Below are 17,551 nucleotides of genomic sequence, written 5' to 3'. Positions count from 1 at the left end.
CGGACGCTGGGGCCCGCTCGGCACCCCGTGTCCTCTCGCATCTTTCACTGGCAGTTGTGCGGTGTGTCCTCTATACGACGGCCTTGACCACGTGGAGCAGCTCGCCGAGCACCTCGGTGTTGAGCTGGTAGGCCAGCTTGACTTCACCGATCACGCGATGCTGCTCCCGCTCGCCGAAGGGCAGGGCGTCGAGGCGGGCGCGATATTCGTTCTTGAATCTGGGCAGGCTGCCGACCTCGTCGAACAGGTAGAAGTCGACCCCGCCGCCCTTCTGGTAGCCGTAGATCTTCTGCAGCTCCATCCGGATGAACTGCCCGCCCGACAGGTCGCCCATGTAGCGGGTGTAGTGGTGGGCGATGTAGCCGCCCGGCCAGTCGGCCACCTGCTCGATCCGCGCCACCAGGGTCCGGGTCGCCTTCGAGGGCACGATCCGGTCGCGCCAGCCGGCACCGTAGACGGTCTTCAGGTCACGCTCCAGCGCCTGCTCCCGATAGAGCTCCGGAAAGACGAACCGGCCGGCCACCGGGTGTTCGGCCAGGGCCTTGGCGGCGCCGTCGAGGGCGAGGTAGGCGAAGTAGTGCTGGGCGACGAGCTCGCCGTAAGCGTGCTCGCTCAATCGGCCGCCCATCAGCTCTTTGAGGTAGCTCTCATCCTCGGCCGACTCGTGGTCGCTCCAAGTGGCGTTCTTCAAGGTCTCGGAGAACGACGTCACGCTTCACCTCAATGTGTTGCCGGGTCTTTCATGACAAAGTGTCACAAACCCTGGACGAGCTCGTCAAGTTGATGACGACACTCTGTCATTAAACCCGACCCTGTCATGCTGGTGCCGCAGCCGTCACGTCACCGGGGCGGCCAAGGGCGATCAGCGTGAGATTGCGCAGCGACGGCGTGCCTGGTGCGAAGTAGTCACTGTGCCCGCCGGGCCCCACCTCAAACACCCGCGCCCCGTACCCGGGACTCAGCGCGTCGGCCCCGAAGCCGAGCGGCCCAAGCCTCACCTTCGGCACGAACCTGATCCAATCGCTACCACCCACGCCCGCCCACACCCTGGTGACAGACGGCGCCAGGCCGGACACTCCGTGGTCGGACGGCGGGCGATATGACGCGTCGGACAAATGATGGTCGGACGCCGCCCCGTCGGACGGGCCCTGGGCGGACGGCGCCCGGCCGGACGGCGGATGATCGGACGGCGGATGATCGGACAGCGCACGATCAGACGGCGAGCGGCTTGACGTTGCGTGGCTGGACGGCGCCCGGCCAGACGATGCATAGCCAGACGATGCATAGCCAGACGATGCGTCGATGCCGGGGCTTCCGAACAGCGCCACATCCGCGACGGGAAGGTCCGGCCCGGCCTTGGCGCACACCACCGAGCCGTAGCTGTGGCACAGTAACGCGATCGGCGCGGACGTCCGCGCGTGCAACTCCATGACCGTACGGCGCAGCGCCTTCGCCCCCTCGACGGCCGCCGTGTCGGTGATGGCGCCCAGGCTCCACGTAGGCGGCGCGTCATAACCGAGCCAGGCGATCACCGCCAGTCGCTCCCCGTGGCCCACCTTGGCGGCCTCGGCCAGCAGCGCCCGCGCCGCGCCTCCCGGCCGCTTCGTACTCGCTTCGAAGGTGGCCACCGTAGTGTCGGCCCCGGGCACCACGATGGCGACCCGATCGGCGGTGGCCAGGTCGCCGTAGACCTTCACGAGCCGGCCACTGTGCTGGCCGGGCAGTGCCAGGACCGCGCCGAACGCGAGACTTCCGGCGAGCGTGAGCATTCTGAGCATGCTCGGAAAGATACGAACGAGAGGCCGTCGACCGCGTCACCGCTGGGGTTGAGTTCTCCAGTAGTACCTGGGGGTGACACGGCCGTCGGCAAGCGCTTGGTGGGGATGGGGCGTTGGCGTGGCGGGCGATCTGGGCCGTGCCCTCCCGGTGCGCGAGCGGAAGCCGCGAAGGTCTCGGCGCATCACGGGGACAACTGGGAGGTGCTGCTGTACGGGCAGCCTGGCGGAGGTCACCCTTCCTTGATCGCTGCCTCTACCAGGGCACGTGCGGCCCAGGTGATGGCCTCCTGTTCGGCCTGAGGGTCAAGGCCGCGGACGTCGCGTAGGGCGATCTGCGCCTCCCAGCCGACCACGATGGTCAGCGCCGAGATGATGCGCTGGAACCGTTCCTCGCTGAGGGTGCTCCGGAGTGGTTCGCAGGCCTGTTCCAGCCATTCCACCCGGCGGCGAGTCCGGCGCGGGGTGGATCGCTCCTGAGCGTCGGTCGGCGCCGGATCGACGGTTAGACGGATCAGCCGGCGGCCCAGAGGAAGGGATTGCGGTGAGTACTCCAGCAGTGTCCGGATGAGGGCGTCTACGCGGGCTACAGGATCGTTGGCAACTGCGGGGTCGGCCAGTGCCGCCTCGACCGGGGGCTCGTTGAGCGCGCCTGCCGTCGCGTCGATCAGCAGGTGGTCGAGGGTCGGGAAGTGCATGTAGATCGTGCGGCGTGACACGTCGGCGGCGGCCGCGATCTCGTCGATGGACGGCGTTGCTCCGACGGCGCTCAGGCGGGCCGCCGCGTCGACGATCGCTTTGCGGGTGCGGCGGCGCTGCGCCTCGCGTCCGCCGCGGCGGGCTGGTTCGTCACTCGTCATCGTGCCTCCTGTCATTCCTCGGGTCGGTCTGCGGCCGGCTTGACGACCGTTCGCGGCATGAGTATATCTTGGTGCAGTCCTTGCACGAGAGTGCAATGACTGCACACCTGGAGACTTTTATGGCGCAGATCACAGAGCCGTACCTGTCACAGGGATCAGGTCGTCGGCGTCTCGTGTCCGGCAGCCGGCAACGGAAGAATGGAAGGTCATCATGAGCAAGGTCTGGTTCGTCACTGGTTCGTCCCGCGGCCTGGGCCGCAGCTTCGTCGAGGCAGCGTTGTCTCGTGGCGACAAGGTGGCCGCGGCCGCCCGGAAGGCCGAGAGCCTTGACGACCTGGTCGCCGCCTATGGCGACGCGGTGCTCCCGCTTGCGATGGACGTGACCGACAAGGCCGCCGTCTTCGAGAGCGTGACGCGGGCCGCCGAGCACTTCGGCCGCCTGGACGTCATCGTGAACAACGCCGGCTACGCCCAGGTCGGCGCGGTCGAGGAGCTGACCGAGCAGCAGCTGCGCGACCAGCTGGAGACCAATCTGTTCGGCGCGGTGCGGGTGGTCCAGGCCGCGCTGCCCTACCTGCGCGAGCAGCGCTCGGGACACATCATCCAGCTGTCCTCAGCCGCCGGCCTCATCGCCATGCCGCTCGGCGGCGCCTACCACGCCTCCAAGTGGGCCCTGGAGGGCTTGAACGAGGCCCTCGCCGGCGAGGTCGCCGGCTTCGGTGTCAAGGTGACCATCATCGAGCCCGGCGGCTTCGCCACCCGCTCCGGCAAGAACCCCGACCCGCTCAACAACGGTCACGTGGCCGAGCCCGACCCGGCCTACGACGGCCTCCGCCAGCGCCTCGGCGCGATGGCCGGCAAGCTGCCCGCCGGCGACCCGGCCGCGGCGGCCCGGGCGTTGCTCAAGCTGGTGGACTCCGACAACCCACCGCTGCGGATTCTCTTCGGCCAGGGCTTCCACCCGATGATCCAGCAGGCCTACGCCGACCGGCTCAAGATGTGGGACGACTGGCAGGACCTTTCGATGGAGGCGCACGGCAAGGCCGACCAGCAGGCCGCGGTTTGAGCCTTTCCAGATCTGAGCCGCGTCGTTCTTCTCGGCCCGATGCACGCCCCCGGCCGAGGTTCGGCGCTCGGTAGGGGTGCCTGAACGGGCACCTCCCCGGTTCGTGGTCGCGAGTGCGTGAGCTGTACGGCTGGCGCCAGCCGTACAGCTTTCGGGCCAGAGATTTCCGGGCGATGTCAGCGCTGGTAACTCCGGTGTCGGAGGGTTCGAGCCGGAGGTGGTGGAGGATCTGCGCGGCCACCTCGACCCTGGGCATCGAGGTGGGCTTGGGCACCGGCCTGGCGCCATCACCTTCACCGGCGGCGAGAAGATCACCGTCAACCTCTGTTCCGCGCGCACGGCGTGCACGTCAACAGCGACCACCTGGCCGACGGCAAGCTCACGACCCGATCGAAGCTATCGCCTCCGGGTCCCGGCATTCAGTTCGGTGGACATGATCGGCCGGTCTGGATCATCTTGCCGGGATGGTCATCACGCCCGGGTGTAGCGGTGTTTGGCGCCGGGTGGGAAGTACTCGGGGTCGCCCAGTTCGCGTAGCCGGATGAACGGTGCCTGCTGGGCCATCGGCACATAGGCCGCGAACTCGCTGTTGAGCCGGAGCAACTGTTCGAGGATCGACTCGCCTACCAGTCTGGCCGTCTCCTCCGACGGCTTCTCGCCGGGCATGAGTTCCACCGTCACCGTCAGGTGCCGGTCGCGCCGGTCGTCCTCCACCGCCTCCATGACGAACTTTCCGGTCACCAGCGAGCTGACCTTCGGCTGCTGCAGCCCGACGGAGATGTTCTCAGGGAACACGTTCGCCCCGTAGTAGGACACGGTGAAGTGGCTGCGCCCGAAAACGTAGACGAAGGGCCGGGGCGGGCCGCTCGCCGAAGGCTCGAAGCCGTGGTGCCGTACGAAACGCGACATCCGTTCGAACGGCACGATCCCGCCTTCGTCGGCGATGTGATAGCGGACCAGGGGGATGCCATTGTCACCCGAGAACACCAGCGTGCCCTCGTGCTCTTCGAAGAAGCGGACCTCCGGGTCGTACTGGACGAGCGTCGGCAGCCGCGACTCGCCGAACAGCTCCCTCGCCGCCCCAGGGCGTCCGGCCAGGAACCGGCGGATCTCCACCGAAAGCGGCGTCTCGTTGCCCAGCACGCCCGCGTCGGCCGTGCCGTACAGGGAGGCGATGCCGCGCACCGGGTCGGCGATGCCCGCTCTGCCCGCCACCAGCGTGCGCCATTCCTCGCTGAACACCTCACCGGCCGTGACGAGCTTGACGTTCCACCTGGCCCAGGGCAGTCCCGCGTCGATGACGTCCTTGAGGAAGGGTGGATAGCCGAGCAGGACGACCTGGTCGAAGTGCGGAGCCAGTTGCGGGAGTATGCGAAGGATCTCCCGCTTGTCGCTGCCTGGAGCGACCACAGTGATCGGGTAGCCGCGCTCGGCCAGGTGGCGGCAGCAGGCCACGGTGAACAGCCCGCCCACCCAGGTGCCGAGCGCGAAGCAGACCACGGCCAGCGTCCTGCGCTCCCGGGCCTCGAAGGAGTCCCGGAACACCTCCTCGAACCGCGCGGCGATCACCCGCTCGTCGGACACGGAACGCGGCCAGAACGACGGCGTGCCCGTCGAACCGGACGAGACCGCGATCATGTCGCCGATCACGCCGTCGCGGCAGAGCCGGGTGAGTGGGTGGCGGTTGAGGTAGCCGTCCTTGGTGAGCAGGGGCAACCGCGCGAAGTCGGCCATGCTCGACACCTGGTCCGGACTGACACCGTGCTCGGCGAGGAACTCCCCATAGGCGGGCACCGACGCGGACACCTGATGGAAAAGCGCAAGCGGGTCCATTTCTCAGACGGTAGATCCTGCCTTCCGTTCGCGCACGCGGTCACTCGCCCGCCCCTGCCTGCCTGCCCCTGATGGAGTCACCCGAACGCGTCAGTCGCCCGGGCGTACCAGTCCCGTCTCGTACGCGTAGACGATCGCCTGTGCCCTGTCGCGCAGCCCCAGTTTCATCAGCACCCGCCCCACATGCGTCTTGACCGTCTGCTCCGCCACCACCAGCTTCTCCGCGATCTCCTGGTTGGACATCGCCTGCGCCACCAGCGCGAGCACCTCCGTCTCGCGCTCCGTCAGCTCCGCCAGTCGCCGGACCGTCGGCGCCCGGGGCGCGCCCAGCCGGGCGAACTCGTGGATCAGCCGCTTGGTGACCGCCGGGGCGATGAGGGCGTCGCCCGCCGCGACGACCCGCACGGCCTCGGCCAGCTGGACAGCCGAGGCGTCCTTGAGCAGGAACCCGCTCGCCCCCGCCCGCAGCGCCTCGTAGACGTAGTCGTCGAGGTCGAAGGTGGTCAGAATGAGGACCTTCGGGCCGTCGCCCGACGACAGGAGCCGCCTGGTCGCCGTCAGCCCGTCCATGACCGGCATGCGTACGTCCATGAGCACCACGTCGGGCCGCAGCTCGGCCGCCCGCCGCACCGCCTCCTCGCCGTTGGCCGCCTCACCCACCACCTCGATGTCGGCCTGCGCGCTCAGGAACACCGTGAACCCGGTGCGCACCATCCCCTGGTCGTCCGCGATCAGCACCCGGATCACGCCGTCTCCTCCGCCCCGGCGATCGGTAACGTGGCAACCACCTGGAAACCGCCGTCTCCGACCGGTTCCGCTTCCAAGGTGCCGCCGAGCAGCGCCGCCCTCTCTCGCATGCCGATCAGCCCCTGCCCGGCTCCGCCCGCACCACGTGGCGGGGAGCCGTCACGGTCCGCACCACGCGGCGAGGAGCCGCCACCGTGCGCCCCGCCTGGCGAGGAGCCGCCGTCGTCAGCGATGCGGAGCCCTAACGTGTCGTCGTCGCGTGTCACGACGATCGCGACCGTGGCGCCGGGCGCGTGGCGCATCGCGTTGCTCAGCGACTCCTGCACGATCCGGTACGCGGAAAGCCCGACGGCGGGCGGCAGCTCCCCATGCGGCAGATCCGGCAGCTCGACCCCCACGGTGAGACCGGCGGCGCGGGCGTTGGACACGAGCTCGTCCAGCCGGTCGAGGCCGGGCTGCGGCGCGGTGTCGGTGCGGCCGTCCTGGTCGCGCAGCACGCCGAGCACCTGGCGCAGCTCGGCGATGGCCTCCAGGGACAGGCCGCGGATCTCGGCCAGGCCCGCCTCCAGCCGCACGGGATCGCCGGCCGCCTTGAGCGGCACCGCCTCGGCCTGGATGGCGATCACCGACATGTGATGGGCGACCACGTCGTGCAGCTCCCGCGCGATCCTGGCGCGCTCTTCGAGCACGGCCTGCGCGCCTTCGGCCAGCCGCGAGCGCCGCTCCTCCTCCGCGAGCCTGGCCGTGGCGTTGCGGCGGACGCGCACGTTGTAGCCGAACAGTGCGGCGACCGTCACTATGATCGCGACGAGGTAGAGCGAGTTGGGGTCGATGATCCACCCGGTCAGGAAGCTGATCACCCACACGGCGACGGTGATCCGGCGGTCGCAGCGCACGGCGACCGAATAGGTCACCAACGGGTACATCACCGCCAGCCCGAGCATGTAGGGCGGATCGCTCGTGCCGACCCCCCGGATCACCCAGAGGACGACCGGCAGCATGACCATGGTCGCCCGCCAGGCCGCCAGCGGCCATCGGTCGCGCATCGTCACCGGCAGGGAGATGGCCGCGGCGGTGAAATAGAGCAGCGGCTCGGACATCCGCCGGGTGCTGGTGCTGTTCCAGTCCATCAGCTGCGACAGGGTGGTGCCGTAAAGGATCAGGGCCAGGACGATGCCGGCGATCGGAATCAGATCGACGACGCCGACGAGGGGCAGCCGGAGGCGCAGTCGCTGCGACCGGGGCGGCGGCGGGTCCGCGTCGCCCAGATACAGCGCCAGCGCGAAGGGACGCACGACTGCCGAGAACACGCGACCACCCTACGGGGGCGTGGACGGGCGGGCATCAACCCTGGGTCGTCATCCTCAGGTAGGGGTGGCTTACATAATTACGATCGCCGTGAGCGAACATCGGCAAGGCTGGGAACAATGAGGGGCTCTAATGACTTGAGTCCATATAACTCAACCCTTTGGAGTTCGTATGAGTGAGAGCTTGATCCTCCCGGTCCTGCCGCTGGACGACGAGGTCGTCCTGCCGGGCATGGTGGTTCCGCTGGACCTGTCCGACTCCGAGGTGCGGGCTGCCATAGACGCGGCGCAGGCATCCGGTGGTAACAAGCCACAGGTCCTTCTCGTTCCCCGGATCGACGGCCGTTACGGCGCTGTCGGCGTGCAGGCCGTTGTCGAGCAGGTCGGGAGGCTACCCGGCGGCGAGCCGGCCGCCGTGGTGCGTGGCGTCGACCGCGTGCGCGTCGGCACCGGCACGACCGGCCCCGGCGCCGCCCTTTGGGTGGAGGCCATCACGATCGACGCCGTCGCCGCCGGTGAGCGCGCCCAGGAGCTGGCCAAGGAGTACAAGGCCCTGGCCACCACGATTTTGCAGAAGCGCGGCGCCTGGCAGGTGGTCGACCAGGTCAACCAGATCGACGACCCGTCGGTCCTGGCCGACAGCTCCGGCTACACCCCTTGGCTGACGACGGCCCAGAAGGTCGAGCTGCTGGAGGCGGCCGATCCGGCCGAGCGGCTGGCCAGGCTGGTCGAGTGGTCGCGCGAGCACCTGGCCGAGCTCGACGTCGCCGAGACGATCCGCAAGGACGTCCAGGAGGGCATGGACAAGCAGCAGCGTGAGTTCCTGCTGCGCCAGCAGCTCGCCGCGGTCCGCAAGGAGCTCAAGGAGCTCAACGGCGACTCCACCGAGACCGAGGAAGAGGACTACCGGGCCCGCGTCGAGGCCGCCGACCTGCCGGAGAAGGTGCGCGAGGCAGCGCTCAAGGAGGTCGACAAGCTGGAGCGTACGTCCGACCAGTCTCCCGAGACCGGCTGGATCCGTACCTGGCTCGACACCGTTCTCGACCTGCCCTGGAACGAGCGGACCGAGGACAACTACGACATCACCGGCGCCCGTGCGGTGCTGGACGCCGATCACACCGGCCTCGCCGACGTGAAGGACCGCGTCATCGAGCACCTGGCCGTGCGCAAGCGCCGCCAGGACAAGGGCTTCGGCGTGGTGGGCGGCCGTCGCAGCGGCGCCGTACTCGCGCTCGCCGGGCCTCCCGGAGTGGGCAAGACCTCGCTGGGTGAGTCCGTCGCGCGGGCGATGGGCCGCAAGTTCGTCCGCGTCGCGCTCGGCGGCGTCCGTGACGAGGCGGAGATCCGCGGCCACCGGCGCACCTACGTCGGCGCGCTGCCCGGCCGCATCGTCCGCGCCATCCGCGAGGCCGGGTCGATGAACCCGGTCGTCCTGCTCGACGAGGTCGACAAGGTCGGCGCCGACTACCGCGGTGACCCGACGGCGGCCCTGCTCGAAGTGCTCGACCCGGCGCAGAACCACACGTTCCGCGACCACTACCTCGAGGTCGAGCTGGACCTGTCCGACGTGCTGTTCCTGGCGACGGCCAACGTCCTGGAGGCCATCCCCGGGCCGCTGCTCGACCGCATGGAGGTCGTCACGCTCGACGGCTACACCGAGGACGAGAAGGTCGCGATCGCCCGTGACCACCTGCTGCCCCGCCAGCTCGACCTCGCCGGCCTGACCGCCGACGAGGTGGGCGTCGAGGACGCGGCGCTGCGCAGGCTGGCCGCCGAATACACCCGGGAGGCCGGCGTACGGTCCCTGGAGCGCTCGGTCGCCCGCATCCTGCGCAAGGTCGCGGCCAACAACGAGCTGCCCGTCACGGTCGGCGAGGACGACCTGGTCGGCTACATCGGCCGCCCCAGGTTCGTGCCGGAGTCGTCGCTGCCGGAGGCCACCCAGCGCACCTCGGTGCCCGGTGTGGCGACCGGCCTGGCGGTCACCGGCGCGGGCGGCGACGTCCTTTACGTCGAGGCGTCGCTGGCCGAGCCGGAGACCGGCGAGACCGGGCTCACGCTCACCGGCCAGCTCGGCGACGTGATGAAGGAGTCGGCGAGGATCGCGCTCTCCTACCTGCGCTCGCACGGCGCGGAGCTGGAGCTGCCGGTCACCGCGTTCAAGGACCGCTCGGTCCACGTCCACTTCCCCGCGGGCGCCGTGCCCAAGGACGGCCCCTCGGCGGGCGTGACGCTGACGACCGCGCTGGCCTCGCTCCTGTCCGGTCGTACGGTACGCGGTGACGTGGCCATGACCGGTGAGATCTCCCTCACCGGCCGGGTGCTGCCGATCGGCGGCGTCAAGCAGAAGCTGCTGGCGGCGCACCGGGCGGGCATCACCACGGTCCTCATTCCGGCCCGCAACGAGCCGGACCTGGACGACGTGCCCGAGGAGGTGCGCAACGAGCTGACGATCCACCCGGTCAGCGACGTGCGCGAGGTCCTCGACATCGCCCTGACCCCGGCTCAGGTCGTCTCCACGGTCGCGGCCTGACCCATCACCCATCTGCCCCGTCGTACTCAGGTACGGCGGGGCTTTTGGCTTTTTGGGCGAATTATCCGTTCGTTTGACTGAATGATTCGCTCATGCTTTCCTGGGTTCATGTTGTACGACACGCCCGCGCTGGAGGCCGCCGACAAGGGGGTGCTCGCGGAGATCGAGGACATGCGGCGCGAGCTGAAATATCGCCTGGCCGAGACGCATCGCTGGGACGGGCAACTGCGTAGGCAGTTGCGGGCGCGGGCGATTCAGGGCTCCAACTCGATCGAGGGCTACCGGGCCAGTGTCGAGGACATCGAGTCGATCATGGCGGGGGAGGAGCCGCTGGAGACGTCGGCGTCGGTGACCCGGGAGATCGCGGGATACCAGCAGGCGCTGACCTATATCCAGGCGTTGTCGCGGGCGCCGGTGTTCCGATACGACGTGGGTGTGCTCAACGCGCTCAACTTCATGATGATCGGCCACCACCGCAACAAGACACCAGGCGTGATACGGCCGGGCGGGATCTACATCCGGGATTCCGAGTCGGGCGAGGTGGTCTACGAAGGCCCCGACGCCGACCTCGTCCCGGGGGCGATGGACGAGTTGGTCGCGTGGCTCAATGACGGTGACCAGGAATGCCCCAGCTATGTCCGGGCGGCCATGGCCCACTTCAACCTGGTCAAGATCCACCCCTGGCGGGACGGCAACGGCCGGATGTCCCGTGCGCTGCAGACGCTCGTGCTGGGCCGGGACCAGATCACGCTGCCGGAGTTCTCCTCCATCGAGGAGTGGCTCGGCCAGCAGCGCACCACCATCGACTACTACGACGTGCTCGGCCAGGTCGGCGGGCGGCGATGGGGCCCTCACGGGGGCACGTTGCCGTGGGTGCGCTTCTGCTTGAAGGCGCATCACATGCAGGCCCAGCGGGTCCTCCAGCGGCTCGGCGAGGCAGGGGAGATCTGGATGCTGCTGGAGGAGCAGATCGACACAGATGGCCTCAACAGCCGGACCGTCTCCGCCCTCTATGAGGTGTTCGTCAACAGGCGCCTGCGCAGGAGCCGCTACCAGGCCGACGAAGGGCTCAGTCAGGGCCAGGCCGCCCGCGACCTGCGCGACCTCGCCGCCAAGGGCTGGCTCCAGCCGTACGGCGAGACCAAGGGCCGCTTCTACGCCCCCGGGCCGCGCATGGCCAGGATCAAGGCCGACTTCGCCGAACGCGTCACCCCGCTGCGCGACCCCTACCGCCGGATGACCGACGCGAACGCGTAGCGTGGCGCCGCCCCGGCCAACCGCGGATCACGGGGTCCAGGCCGGATCCCGGCCGATGAGGCCGAGCAGGCGGTCGAAGGCCGGGGCGTCGTCCGGCACCGCCACCGGCGGCCCGAAGACGCCGCGCTGCCTGCCCATCTCCACCATCCGGTCGGTGAACTCCACCGCCCGCGAGACGGCCTCGGGCTCCGGCTCGTACTGCTGACCGGTGGCCCTGGCCAGGTCCCAGCCGTGCACCACCAGGTCGATGAGGTACATGTGGGCCAGCGCGGTCATCGGCAGGCCCATGTCGGGGCTGGTCCCCTCCCATGCCTCGCGCCGCGACCAGGCGGCGAGCGTGCGCTCGGCTCGCTCGGGGAAGTCGCCCGCGTAAGGTCCCTGCTCGAGGCGCGGCCCCTTGAGCGCCAGCGACTCGAACATCTCCGCGACCCACTCCAAATGGTTGATCAGCTCTTTGATGTCGAACTTCGCGCATGGTGTCGGTGACCCGAGCTGTTCCTGTCGCACCGCGCCCACCAACCCCGAGGTGCGTTCGGAGGCGCGCCTCATCAGCGGCATCATGTCGTCCATGGCAGCCATGGTGCCCCGCCTACCGCAGGCGCGGCTTGTAGAAACGCGACAGCGCGGCTGGGTCGACCCGTACGCGGGACTCAACGCCTTCAATTTCACCCGCCAGGCGCCATCGCCCGAAATTTCGGCTTACGTGGAGCACTTCTGGGTCGTCACCTGGACCGACCTCGCCGAGCCGTACGAACAGCGCATCGTCTCCCATCCCACCGTGAACATGACCATCACCCAGGATTTCCACCGGATCGCGGGCGTGATCAAGGGCGGGTTCTCCTACACGATGCGGGGCAGCGGCCGGGTGCTCGGCACCCGCTTTCGCCCCGGCGGCTTCCGGCCGTTCCTCGGCGGGCCGGTTTCCGAGCTGACCGGCCGCTTCGTGGAGATCGGCGAGATGTACGGCGCGGCGGGCGCGAGCTTGGTCGAGCGGGTCCTGGCAGAGCCCGACCCCCTGGCCGCCATAGCGCTCACCGAGACGTTCCTGCTGAGTATGGGGCCGGAACCGGACCCGCTGGCCGAGGAGGTCGCGGCGCTGGTGGCGATGGTGGCGGACGACGTGTCCATGACCAGGGTCGATGAGCTGGCCGCCAGCTCGGGTCGGTCGGTGCGCTCGCTGCAGCGGTTGTTCCGGGACTATGTCGGTATCGGCCCCAAGTGGGTGATCCGCCGTTTCCGGCTGCACGAGGCCGCGGAACGGGTCTACCAGGGCCTCGATCTCGCCACGCTGGCCACCGAACTCGGCTACACCGACCAGGCGCACCTGACCCGCGACTTCACCGCCGCGGTCGGCATGCCACCCGCGGCCTACGCCCGGCTCAGAGGCCAGGCCCCTGATCCGCACGCCCGCTAAGACTCCTGTCGCGGGCCCGCGTGCAGCTGGTCGAGCAGGTCGGCGGCCACGGCCAGGATGCGGCACTCCGCCGGGGTGAGCCGCTGTGCCATCGCCTGGGCCAGCCACACGTCCGTGGTGCCGGCCTGTTCGGTGAGCATCGCGGTGCCGCGTTCGGTCAGGACGATGTGGTGCCGGCGGCGGTCGTCCTCGTCGCGGGAGCGGCGGATCAGGCCCTGCTCCTCCAGTGTGGCGAGGACGCGGGTGACGGACTGCGGTTGCAGGTGTTCGGCCGAGGCCAGCTCTCCGGCGGTCATGGCGCCGCGCCGGTGCAGGTGGCCGAGCAGAGAGAGGGCCAGGGCGCCCAGGCCGTGCGCTGGGCGTTCCTCGCGCAGGCGCCGCGCCAGGCCGACGGCTGCGCGGCGGAGTGACACGGCCGTGGCTCGTAGTTCCTCGTCGTCCATGATTATTACGCTAGCACTTACTAAATGTCCGCATGTGCTTGGTGTTCACAGGATATTTACTACGCAGTGCGTATAGATGATGCTAGGCTCCCGCGTCGGGAGGTGCCGACGTGGGGATCGAGACGCGACGCATGCTCGCTGCCGCGCTGGGGCTCGGCGGCCCGGTCGCATGGGGTGTCGCCGCCGGATATCCCGCCCTTGGCGCTCTGGCCGCCATCGGCGCCCTCGCCGTGAGCGGGGTTTCCATGAGCGGAGGCCGGGCGGTGGTGCGCGGAGGGTGCGCACTGGTGGCCGCCGCCGGGGCGGGACTCGTTGGTGCCGTCGCCGGTGGGCATGGGTGGATCACGGCGGTGACCGTCGTGCTCGTCGCGGCCGTGGCGGCGGTGGCGGGCGGGATGAGCCGTCCCATGGCCGAGCACACCACCCGCTTCATCGTCTTCATGGTCATCACGACCGGCCTGGCCCAGGACGCCGCGCCCGTCGCCGCCGCCGTACTGCTCGCCGAAGGGGCGATCTGGGGCCTGCTGGTCACGGCGCTGGTCACCACTCTGGGCGCCCGAACGCGACGACCAGCCCAGGAGGAGAACGCGCCCACGAGCAGAGCGCTTCTGAAGCGCTGGTGGCGGACGCTCGGGACCGTGCGCGGCTGGCAGTACCCCATCCGCCTGACCACCTGCCTGGCCGCGGCCGAGGTCATCGGCGTCGTGTGGCCGCAGCCGAACGCCTCCTGGATCGCCGTGACCGTCGTGATCGTGGTCAGGCGGCGGCTGGACGGCGCGCTGCGGCGCGCGATCGAGCGGGCAGCGGGCACCGCCGCCGGAGTGCTGGCCGGGTCCGCCGTGCTGCTGTGGGTGCCGCCGTCGTGGCTGTTCGTGCTGCTGGTCTCGGGACTGGCCGCGGTCAGGCCGGTGCTCAAGGATCGCCAGTACACCCTGTACGCGACCGTCATGACGCCGCTCGTCCTGCTGCTCATGGAGGGCGGCGGAAGAGTGGCCCCCGCCACGATCGGGTACCGGCTGGCGGACACGGCCACAGGCTGCGTGCTGGCCCTGGGGATCGGCTATCTACCCTGGACAGTACGCCGAGAGAGGAGCGTACGTGCCATCGTGGACTGACCATGCGATCTGGTGGCAGGTCTACCCGCTCGGCTTTACCGGAGCGCCGGCCACCGCCCAGGCAGAGGTGCGGCACCGGCTGCGCCACCTGGAGGCTTGGCTGGACTATGTCGTGGAGCTGGGCTGTTCGGGGCTGCAGCTCGGGCCGATCTTCGCCGCCGAGACCCACGGGTACGACACTGTCGACCACTTCAGGATCGACCCCCGCCTCGGTGACGACGCCGACTTCGACTCCCTCGTCGCCCAGGCACGGCGGCGCGGGCTCCGGATCATCCTCGACGGCGTGTTCAACCACGTCGGCCGGTCGTTCCAGGCGGACGAGCGATGGTTCAGGAAGGGACCCGACGGCTACGAGGTGTTCGAGGGGCATCCGGGGCTCGTCGCGCTCGACCACGCCGAACCGGCCGTGCGCGACCACGTCGCCGCCGTACTGAACCACTGGCTCGATCGCGGCGCGGCGGGCTGGCGGCTCGACGCGGCCTATGCCGTGCCGGCGTCGTTCTGGCGGGAGGTGCTGCCCGAGGTGCGGGCGCGGCACCCGGAGGCGTGGTTCGGCGGCGAGGTGATCCATGGCGACTACGCCGGATATGTCACCGAGTCGGGGCTCGACTCCGTCACCCAGTACGAGCTGTGGAAGGCCATCTGGAGTTCACTGAACGACCGGAACCTCTTCGAGCTGGCCTGGGCCCTCGACCGCCACGACGGGTTGCTGGACACCTTCGTCCCCCTCACCTTCGTCGGGAACCACGACGTCACCAGGCTCGCCACCCGGCTGGAGAACCCCCTGCACCTCGGCCACGCCCTGGCCGTGCTCTTCACCGTCGGCGGCCTGCCGAGCGTCTATTACGGGGACGAGCAGGCGTTCCAGGGGTTGAAGGAGGAACGGATGGGTGGTGACGACGCGATCAGGCCGGAGTTCCCGGCGGAGCCCGGCGGCCTCGCCCCGGACGGGATCGAGGTCTACCGGCTGCACCAGCGGCTCATCGGCCTGCGCAGGCGCCACCCGTGGCTGGTCAGAGCCCGTACCACCGCCGAGCACCTGACCAACACGGCCGTGGCCCTCCGCTCCCGGCCCCGCGACGGCGGTGGCGACGGGACGGAGATCGTCACGCTGCTGAACCTCGGTGACCAGCCGCACCACTTCCCGATCGGCCACGCCGACCCGGCCGAGCCCCGGCACGGCGTGGCTGATCCGTCCGTCGTCCCGGCGCACGGCTGGAGCGTCGTGACGCAAGTCACCGAAGGAGCAGGGAATAGCGGGAAGCGGTCAGGCCGTTAACAACGGCGTGAACGAGGCATACGTGACAGACCAGAGCGCCCGCAGCGGCGTCGGATGTTGCTGTATGGGGCGAATGTCCGCCATGGGCTGCCAGGTCCGCTAACCAGCCGTCCCTCCTCGAAGGTCACCCATGCTGCTTACTCCCAGTTTCGTGCTGCGCAGGCTGAGTCACCTGCCTTTCCACCCCGGCACCCGTTAGACCGCCCGCCTGCGGGCCCTCCAACGATGGTGATGTCGATTCCAGCGGCGTGCTGCCGCTCTTAGTGGTGGGGATTTTTCGTGATTCAGGCGTCCGGCCTGCGCAAGGTGTACGGGAACACCGTCGCTCTCGACGGGGTCAGCCTGCACGTACGCGAAGGCGAGATCTACGGCGTGCTCGGCCAGAGCGGCGCGGGCAAGAGCACCCTCCTGCGCTGCGTCAACCTGCTCGAACGCCCCACCGCGGGCACCGTCACCGTCGCCGGACAGGACCTGACCGCGCTGCGCAGCGGCGAACTCAACCGCGCCAGGCAGCGCATCGGCATGATCCACCAGCACTTCGCGCTGCTCTCCTCGCGCACCGTCGCCGGAAACATCGCCTTTCCGCTGGAGGTCATGGGCGTGCCCAGAGCCGAACGGGAGCGCCGCGTGGCCGAGCTCCTCGACCTGGTCGGCCTCGGCGGCCGGGGTGGCGACCGCCCGAACCAACTCTCAGGCGGGCAGAAGCAGCGTGTCGGCATCGCCAGAGCGCTCGCGGGCAACCCCTCGGTCCTGCTGTCGGACGAGGCCACCTCGGCGCTCGACCCGGCCACCACGCAGTCGATCCTGGCTCTGCTCAAGCGGCTCAACACCGAGCTCGGCCTGACGATCCTGCTGATCACCCACGAGATGAACGTCGTCAAGAGCGTCTGCGACTCGGTCGCCATCATGTCGGAGGGCCGCGTCGAGGAGTCGGGCACGATCGCCGATCTGATCAGGACGCCGGGATCGCGTCTGACGCGCGAGATCTTCCCGCTGCCCGAACCGGCGCCCGCGGGCTCGGTCACGCTCACCTTCACCGGCGACCCGCGGCAGGCGGTGGTGTCGGAGGTGGTGCGCAAGTTCGACGTGGACGTGAACATCCTGGGCGGCTCGATCGAGGACCTCGCGGGTGGTGCCGTCGGCCGCCTGCGGGTGTCCTTCTCGGGGGGCGAGGAGGACGGCGCGCTGGCCTTCCTGCGCTCGCGGGGGGTGCTGGTGTCGTGACCATTGTTTTTGTGCGGCACAGCATGGAGGAGCCGGTATGACCTGGGATGAGATGGGGCCGTTGCTCTGGGAGGCGGCCGGGCAGACCGCGCAGATGGTCGGCTGGTCGACCCTGTTCACCGTGCTGTTCGGGCTGCCGCTGGGAGTGGCGCTCGTGGTGTTCGATCGAGGGGGGCTGCGGCCGGCGCCGGCGTTGAAGTCGGTGCTGGGCGTCGTGGTGAACGTGGGGCGGTCGTTGCCGTTCATCGTGCTGATGATCGCCATCATCCCCTTCACCCGGCTCGTCGTGGGCACCACCATCGGCACCGCGGCCGTGGTCGTGCCGCTCACGGTGGGGGCGGTGCCGTTCTTCGCCCGGCTGGTGGAGACGGCGCTGCGCGAGGTGGGCGCCGACGTGGTGCAGGCGGCCCAGGCCATGGGCGCCGGTCGTACGACGATCGTACGGAAGGTGCTGCTGCCCGAGGCGCTACCCGGCCTCGTCGCCGCGGTGACCGTCACCGTCGTCGCGCTCATCGGTTACTCGGCCATGGCCGGGACCATCGGCGGGGGCGGGCTGGGGGACCTGGCCGTCAGGTACGGGTACCAGCGGTTCGAGACCCTGCTCATGATCGTCACTGTCGTGCTGCTCGTCGTGCTGGTGCAGCTGATTCAGAGCCTGGGCGACCTGGTCGCCCGTCGGCTATCGCATAAGTAAGGAA

Annotated in this window: 16 protein-coding genes; 8 read left to right on the top strand and 8 right to left on the bottom strand. The window is 69.6% G+C overall.

All coding sequences use genetic code 11. From position 1 onward, the window contains the following. Positions 1–70: 70 nt before the first annotated feature. The 3 genes from AB0H88_RS42155 to AB0H88_RS42145 all read right to left on the bottom strand — a co-directional run bounded on the left by AB0H88_RS42155 (position 71) and on the right by AB0H88_RS42145 (position 2,635). Positions 71–712 (bottom strand): biliverdin-producing heme oxygenase, encoded by a 642-nt coding sequence (locus AB0H88_RS42155; RefSeq protein WP_357654222.1) that lies wholly within the window; start codon positions 710–712, stop codon positions 71–73. Positions 713–815: 103 nt separating this feature from the next. After that, the gene (locus tag AB0H88_RS42150; RefSeq protein WP_357654221.1) at positions 816–1,778 is read right to left on the bottom strand and encodes an alpha/beta hydrolase; all 963 of its coding nucleotides are present in this window, start codon (positions 1,776–1,778) and stop codon (positions 816–818) included. Positions 1,779–2,008: 230 nt separating this feature from the next. Further along, a complete protein-coding gene (locus AB0H88_RS42145; RefSeq protein WP_357654220.1) occupies positions 2,009–2,635 on the bottom strand; it encodes a TetR/AcrR family transcriptional regulator in 627 nt (208 codons plus the stop codon). Positions 2,636–2,846: 211 nt separating this feature from the next. Between AB0H88_RS42145 and AB0H88_RS42140 the strand changes: the two genes are divergently transcribed. After that, positions 2,847–3,701, top strand: a complete 855-nt coding sequence (locus AB0H88_RS42140) for an SDR family NAD(P)-dependent oxidoreductase (protein WP_357654219.1) — start codon at positions 2,847–2,849, stop codon at positions 3,699–3,701. A gap of 471 nt (positions 3,702–4,172) precedes the next feature. Here the strand turns inward: AB0H88_RS42140 and AB0H88_RS42135 are convergent, their stop codons facing one another. From AB0H88_RS42135 to AB0H88_RS42125, 3 genes are all read right to left on the bottom strand, one after another. Next, a complete protein-coding gene (locus AB0H88_RS42135) occupies positions 4,173–5,534 on the bottom strand; it encodes a phenylacetate--CoA ligase family protein (RefSeq protein ID WP_357654218.1) in 1,362 nt (453 codons plus the stop codon). 90 nt (positions 5,535–5,624) lie between these two features. After that, complete coding sequence (locus AB0H88_RS42130; protein WP_357654217.1) at positions 5,625–6,281, bottom strand: response regulator transcription factor; 657 nt, start codon at positions 6,279–6,281, stop codon at positions 5,625–5,627. Next, on the bottom strand, positions 6,278–7,591 hold the full coding sequence (locus AB0H88_RS42125; protein WP_357654216.1) for a sensor histidine kinase: 1,314 nt from the start codon (positions 7,589–7,591) through the stop codon (positions 6,278–6,280). Before AB0H88_RS42125 ends, AB0H88_RS42130 begins: the two co-directional genes overlap by 4 nt. Positions 7,592–7,760: 169 nt before the next feature. Between AB0H88_RS42125 and lon the strand changes: the two genes are divergently transcribed. Beyond that, positions 7,761–10,121 carry an endopeptidase La gene (gene lon / locus AB0H88_RS42120; protein ID WP_357654215.1) on the top strand — a complete coding sequence of 787 codons (2,361 nt, stop codon included), beginning with the start codon at positions 7,761–7,763 and terminating at the stop codon, positions 10,119–10,121. 108 nt (positions 10,122–10,229) lie between these two features. Beyond that, positions 10,230–11,378: a Fic family protein gene (locus tag AB0H88_RS42115; protein ID WP_357654214.1), complete on the top strand. Its 1,149-nt coding sequence runs from the start codon at positions 10,230–10,232 to the stop codon at positions 11,376–11,378. Between the two features lie 27 nt (positions 11,379–11,405). On the opposite strand, the gene AB0H88_RS42110 is transcribed toward AB0H88_RS42115, so the two are convergent. After that, complete coding sequence (locus AB0H88_RS42110) at positions 11,406–11,948, bottom strand: TIGR03086 family metal-binding protein (RefSeq protein ID WP_357654213.1); 543 nt, start codon at positions 11,946–11,948, stop codon at positions 11,406–11,408. Between AB0H88_RS42110 and AB0H88_RS42105 the strand changes: the two genes are divergently transcribed. Further along, on the top strand, positions 11,947–12,792 hold the full coding sequence (locus AB0H88_RS42105) for a helix-turn-helix domain-containing protein (protein WP_357654212.1): 846 nt from the start codon (positions 11,947–11,949) through the stop codon (positions 12,790–12,792). The two genes, AB0H88_RS42110 and AB0H88_RS42105, sit on opposite strands and share 2 nt — an antisense overlap. Here the strand turns inward: AB0H88_RS42105 and AB0H88_RS42100 are convergent. Next, entirely contained in the window at positions 12,789–13,235 is a 447-nt protein-coding gene (locus tag AB0H88_RS42100; RefSeq protein ID WP_357654211.1) for a MarR family transcriptional regulator, read from the bottom strand. The genes AB0H88_RS42105 and AB0H88_RS42100 overlap by 4 nt on opposite strands. Positions 13,236–13,345: 110 nt before the next feature. On the opposite strand from AB0H88_RS42100, the gene AB0H88_RS42095 reads away from it, so the two are divergent. The 4 genes from AB0H88_RS42095 (at position 13,346) to AB0H88_RS42080 (ending at position 17,547) form a co-directional block, all read left to right on the top strand. Continuing rightward, complete coding sequence (locus tag AB0H88_RS42095; protein WP_357654210.1) at positions 13,346–14,350, top strand: FUSC family protein; 1,005 nt, start codon at positions 13,346–13,348, stop codon at positions 14,348–14,350. Beyond that, positions 14,334–15,629, top strand: coding sequence for an alpha-amylase family glycosyl hydrolase (locus tag AB0H88_RS42090; RefSeq protein WP_357654209.1), 1,296 nt, complete (start codon positions 14,334–14,336; stop codon positions 15,627–15,629). The genes AB0H88_RS42095 and AB0H88_RS42090 overlap by 17 nt, the downstream gene beginning before the upstream one ends. 279 nt (positions 15,630–15,908) lie before the next feature. Continuing rightward, complete coding sequence (locus tag AB0H88_RS42085) at positions 15,909–16,853, top strand: ATP-binding cassette domain-containing protein (RefSeq protein ID WP_357654208.1); 945 nt, start codon at positions 15,909–15,911, stop codon at positions 16,851–16,853. Positions 16,854–16,890: 37 nt separating this feature from the next. Beyond that, entirely contained in the window at positions 16,891–17,547 is a 657-nt protein-coding gene (locus AB0H88_RS42080; protein ID WP_225291457.1) for a methionine ABC transporter permease, read from the top strand. Positions 17,548–17,551: the final 4 nt, after the last annotated feature.

Origin of the sequence: Nonomuraea sp. NPDC050680 (assembly GCF_040654555.1) — a bacterium.
Classification (GTDB): Bacteria; Actinomycetota; Actinomycetes; order Streptosporangiales; family Streptosporangiaceae; genus Nonomuraea.
This window is presented reverse-complemented; position numbering and strand designations above follow the sequence as displayed.

Coding starts and splice junctions, on each gene's coding strand:
- lon (WP_357654215.1), top strand. CDS start 7,761: ATGAGTGAGAGCTTGATCCTCCCGGTCCTGCCGCTGGACGACGAGGTC.
- AB0H88_RS42140 (WP_357654219.1), top strand. CDS start 2,847: ATGAGCAAGGTCTGGTTCGTCACTGGTTCGTCCCGCGGCCTGGGCCGC.
- AB0H88_RS42105 (WP_357654212.1), top strand. CDS start 11,947: ATGGCAGCCATGGTGCCCCGCCTACCGCAGGCGCGGCTTGTAGAAACG.
- AB0H88_RS42100 (WP_357654211.1), bottom strand. CDS start 13,235: ATGGACGACGAGGAACTACGAGCCACGGCCGTGTCACTCCGCCGCGCA.
- AB0H88_RS42115 (WP_357654214.1), top strand. CDS start 10,230: ATGTTGTACGACACGCCCGCGCTGGAGGCCGCCGACAAGGGGGTGCTC.
- AB0H88_RS42080 (WP_225291457.1), top strand. CDS start 16,891: ATGACCTGGGATGAGATGGGGCCGTTGCTCTGGGAGGCGGCCGGGCAG.
- AB0H88_RS42110 (WP_357654213.1), bottom strand. CDS start 11,948: ATGGACGACATGATGCCGCTGATGAGGCGCGCCTCCGAACGCACCTCG.
- AB0H88_RS42145 (WP_357654220.1), bottom strand. CDS start 2,635: ATGACGAGTGACGAACCAGCCCGCCGCGGCGGACGCGAGGCGCAGCGC.
- AB0H88_RS42135 (WP_357654218.1), bottom strand. CDS start 5,534: ATGGACCCGCTTGCGCTTTTCCATCAGGTGTCCGCGTCGGTGCCCGCC.
- AB0H88_RS42150 (WP_357654221.1), bottom strand. CDS start 1,778: ATGCTCAGAATGCTCACGCTCGCCGGAAGTCTCGCGTTCGGCGCGGTC.